Source organism: Streptomyces acidicola (genome assembly GCF_009377235.1).
Classification (GTDB): Bacteria; Actinomycetota; Actinomycetes; order Streptomycetales; family Streptomycetaceae; genus Streptomyces; species Streptomyces acidicola.
Genome location: NZ_VMNX01000462.1, coordinates 1 through 2,750, shown reverse-complemented (window position 1 = coordinate 2,750; position 2,750 = coordinate 1). Strand labels below are relative to the sequence as shown.

The window sequence follows — 2,750 nt, the reverse complement described above, 5'->3', positions numbered from 1 at the left end:
GTTTCGGTGGTCATAGCGTGAGGGAAACGCCCGGTTACATTCCGAACCCGGAAGCTAAGCCTTACAGCGCCGATGGTACTGCAGGGGGGACCCTGTGGGAGAGTAGGACACCGCCGAACAAATATTGAGAAATCCCCCGTGCCATTCGGCACGGGGGATTTCTGCGTTTAGGGTCGAGCCATGCGCTATGACCTCGTGATCTTCGACAACGACGGTGTTCTCGTCGACAGTGAGCCGATTTCCAACCGGCTCCTGGCCGCGTACCTCACCGAGTTGGGGCACCCCACCTCGTACGAGGAGTCCATACGGGACTACATGGGGTCGGCCATGCACAGGGTGCACGAACTCGTCCTGGAGCGGACGGGAGAGCCGCTGCCCGGGGATTTCGACGATGTCTTTCACCGGCGGGTATTCGCCGCGTTCGAGCGGGAGTTGGAGCCCGTGGACGGTGTGGTCGCTGTGCTGGAGAAACTCGTCGCGGACAGGGTGCCGTACTGCGTGGCGTCGTCCGGGAGTCATGAACGGATTCGGGTGGGGCATCGGAAGACCGGGCTCGACCGGTGGTTCGGCGACGGACTCGTCTTCAGCGCGCAGGACGTGGGGCGGGGGAAGCCGGCGCCGGATCTCTTCCTGTACGCGGCCGAGCGGATGGGGGCTGCCCCGGACCGGTGCGCGGTTGTCGAGGACAGTCCTCTCGGGGTGCTGGCGGCCCAGGCGGCCGGGATGGACGTGTACGGGTTCACGGGGATGACGCCCGCGGAGAGGCTGCCTGGGGCCAGGGGGTACTTCTCGGACATGGGGGAGCTGGTCGGACTGCTTAGTTGAGCAGTATTCAACTTCCTCTACCCATGGGTAGCTCAGGGCCCTACGCTGTGCCGCCATGACAGATGTGCTGCGGCGTGGCCGGGCCTCGTTGGCGTTCAGCTTCTTCGCCCAGGGTGTCGCCTTCGCACTGCTGGTGACGCGGATTCCGGCCATTCAGGATCGGTACGACGTTTCCGACGCGTTGTTGCCGGCCTTCCTTGCCGCCGTGCCGGTTCTGGCCGGTGTGGGGAGCGTGTGCACCGAGCAACTCGTGAAGCGGGTGCCGCCCAGCCGGGTGCTGCGGTGGTCGCAGCCCGTCGTGCTGCTCGCCCTTCTCGGCGTGGGAGCCGGGGAGCACATGGCCGAGCTTGCTGTCGCGCTGGCCGCGTTCGGGCTCGCTGTGGGGGCGCTGGACGCGTCCATGAACATGCTCGGGGTGAGCCTCCAGCGGTCGTACGGGCAGAGCATCATGCTCGGTTTCCATGCCTCGTACAGCCTGGGCGGGATCCTGGGGGCCTCGCTCGCGTGGGTGGGGGCGCACTGGGAGCTCGCGCTGGTCGTGTCGTATCTGCCGGTCGTGGTGGTGCTGCTGCCGGCCGCGTTCGTGGGGAGCCGGTGGTACGTCGACGCGGGGGCCCAGAAGCAGGAGCAGGTGGAGGGCGAAGCTGCGGGGGAGAGCGGGGGCGTCGTCTTCAAGGTGCTGCTGCCGCTCTGTCTCGTGATGGCGTTCGCTTATATCGGGGACTCGACCGTTTCCAACTGGAGCGCGAAGTACCTGCAGGACGTGCTGGGGAGCTCGGAGCAGCTCGCGACCCTTCCGTACAACGTCTATATGGTCACCACTCTGCTGGGGCGGGCCATCGGGGACTTCGGGGTGCGGCGGTTCGGGGCGGTGGTCGTGGTGCGGATGGGCTCGCTGGTGGCGGGGCTCGGATTCGCGGTGGTGGCCGGGGCGCCGGGGGCGTGGGTCGGGATGCTCGGGTTCACCCTGTTGGGGCTCGGGCTGTGTGTGATCGTGCCGCAGACGTTCGCGGCGGCGGGGAGGCTGTTTCCGGGGGCTTCGGATGCGGCCGTCGCGCGGCTGAACATCTTCAACTATGTGGGGTTCCTGGTCGGTTCGCCGTTGGTGGGGGTGCTGGGGGACGCCTGGAGCTATCGCGGGGCGATGCTCGTGCCGATGGTGTTGGTGCTGGTGACCCTCGTGTACGCCCGGTCGTTCGATCCTCAACCGGCCCGATACGGTGGCGGGCATGAGCGGTCGCGCACAGCTGATGTGGGACGAGGCAGTAACGGGCTATGACTTCGGTCCGGACCATCCGATGGATCCGGTCCGGCTGGCGCTGACCAGGGACTTGGTGAGTGCCTTCGGGCTCGACAACGGGCCTGGGAGCGGTGCCGAAGGGCTTGAGGTCGTTTCCGCCAAGCCTGCCGGGGAGTCGACGTTGCGGCTCGTGCACCGTGAGGACTACGTGGAGGCGGTCAAGGCCGCGTCCGGGGATCCGGGGGCGGCCGACGGGTCGTACGGGCTGGGGACCATGGACGATCCCGCGTTCGCCGGTATGCACGAGGTGTCCGCGCTGATCGCAGGGCAGTCAGTGGGGGCGGCGGAGGCCGTGTGGCGGGGGGACGCGTTGCACGCGGTGAACTTCGCGGGTGGGCTGCACCACGCGATGCCGGGTGGGGCGTCCGGGTTCTGCATCTACAACGACGCCTCGCTGGCGATCGCGCGATTGCTGGAGCTGGGCGCCGAGCGGGTCGCGTACATCGATGTGGACGTACATCACGGCGACGGGGTGCAGGCCGCGTTCTGGGAGGATCCGCGGGTGCTGACGATCTCGTTGCACGAGCATCCTCGGACGTTGTTCCCGCAGACGGGGTGGCCGGAGGAGACCGGGGCGGAGAGTGCCCAGGGGTCGGCCGTGAACGTGGCCCTGTCTCTTATACAA

General features: G+C 67.6%; 2 protein-coding genes, 1 rRNA gene and 1 pseudogene. All 4 read left to right on the top strand.

Features of this window, described 5'->3' with window-relative positions:
• The first annotated feature begins 2 nt into the window (after positions 1–2).
• Positions 3–119: ribosomal RNA gene (rrf, locus tag FPZ41_RS45970) — 5S ribosomal RNA — on the top strand.
• A gap of 61 nt (positions 120–180) precedes the next feature.
• Positions 181–825 carry an HAD family hydrolase gene (locus tag FPZ41_RS45965; protein WP_152870793.1) on the top strand — a complete coding sequence of 215 codons (645 nt, stop codon included), beginning with the start codon at positions 181–183 and terminating at the stop codon, positions 823–825.
• 55 nt (positions 826–880) lie between these two features.
• Positions 881–2,104, top strand: a complete 1,224-nt coding sequence (locus tag FPZ41_RS45960) for an MFS transporter (protein WP_152870791.1) — start codon at positions 881–883, stop codon at positions 2,102–2,104.
• A pseudogene (locus tag FPZ41_RS45955) lies at positions 2,055–2,750 on the top strand (acetoin utilization protein AcuC); the annotation flags it as partial. The gene FPZ41_RS45960 and the pseudogene FPZ41_RS45955, both read left to right, overlap by 50 nt.